The organism is Streptomyces sp. CNS606, from assembly GCF_000426325.1.
The window spans coordinates 1-1,278 of record NZ_AUFD01000066.1 but is presented as its reverse complement, the minus strand read 5'-3'; the positions used below and the strand labels follow the sequence as shown (position 1 = coordinate 1,278).

Genomic DNA, 1,278 nt, shown 5'->3' with positions numbered 1-1,278 from the left:
ACCTCGCCCGCGGCATCCACCCCGCCATCCTCACCGACCGCGGCCTCGGCCCCGCCCTCACCACCCTCTCCCGACGCTGCACCGTCCCCGTCACCGTGACCGCCGACCTGGGCGAACGGCCCGCGCCCGCGATCGAGGGCATCGCGTACTTCACCGTCTCCGAGCTGCTCCAGAACGTCAGCAAGCACAGCGGCGCCCGGACGGCCGCGGTGGAGGTGTGGCGGTCGGCCGGGCGGCTGATGCTTCAGGTCACCGACGACGGGAAGGGCGGCGCGGGCACCCGGCCCGGTTCCGGGCTGGACGGGTTGGCGGAACGGCTGGACGCCGTCGACGGACTGCTCGTCGTCGACTCCCCCGCGGGCGGACCGACCACCGTCACCGCCGAGCTGCCGTGGCGCGCACGGGAGCGCGCGGGCCGATGACGACCCGGTCCGAGGAGTCCGAGGAGAGGGCGACGACCATGACGTACACCGCTGTTCCGCCGGCCGCGGACCGCGGCGCCGCCGCGGCCCGTCGCGGGCCGTCGGCCCGGCTGCTGCTCGCGCCGGTCTCCGGCCGCGCATGGCGGGAGTACGGGTACGTCGCGACCGGCATGGTCGTGGCGCCGTTCGCCTTCGCGTTCGCCGTGGCGATGCTGTCCGCCGGCGCGGGGCTGCTGGTCACGTTCCTCGGTGTGCCGGTGCTGGCCGCGGGCCTGGCCGGGTGCCGGGCGCTGGGGCGGCTGGAGCGGGCCCGTGCCCGGGCACTGCTGGGCATGCGGGTCGACGAGCCGGAACCCGTACGGGCTGCGCAGCGCAAGCCGGGCGCGGTGGCACTGATGGGTGCGGTGCTGCGGAGCGGGGTGTCGTGGCGGAGCATGCTGTACGCACTGCTGCACTTCCCGTGGGCGGTGTTCACCTTCTCCCTGACGGTGAGCTTCCTCGCCACCGGCTGGACGGCCTTCCTCTATCCGGCCTGGCACTGGGTGTTCCCCACCTTCACCGACCAGCCGGGCCTCCAGATGTGGGAGGCCCGCCCCGGCGAGAACTGGTACCTGGAGACGCCGACCGATCTGGCGATGGCCTGCACGGCCGGTCTGCTCGTGGTGCTGGCCACGCCGTGGCTGGTCCGGGGGCTGACGACGGTCGACCGGCTCGCCGTGAACGGGCTGCTGGGACCCTCCCGGCTGACGACCCGTGTGCGGGAACTGGAGTCGGACCGGGGGGTGGTGGTCGACACCGCCGCCGCCGACCTGCGCCGCATCGAACGCGACCTGCACGACGGCGCCCAGGCCCGCCT

1 protein-coding gene and 1 pseudogene are annotated in these 1,278 nt (G+C 74.9%); both read left to right on the top strand.

Annotated elements, in window-relative coordinates:
• Positions 1-422: pseudogene (locus K304_RS0120610) on the top strand (ATP-binding protein); the annotation flags it as partial.
• Positions 419-1,278, top strand: an 860-nt coding sequence (locus tag K304_RS0120605; protein ID WP_486591760.1) for a sensor domain-containing protein, incomplete at its 3' end; no start/stop codon positions are given. The pseudogene K304_RS0120610 and the gene K304_RS0120605, both read left to right, overlap by 4 nt.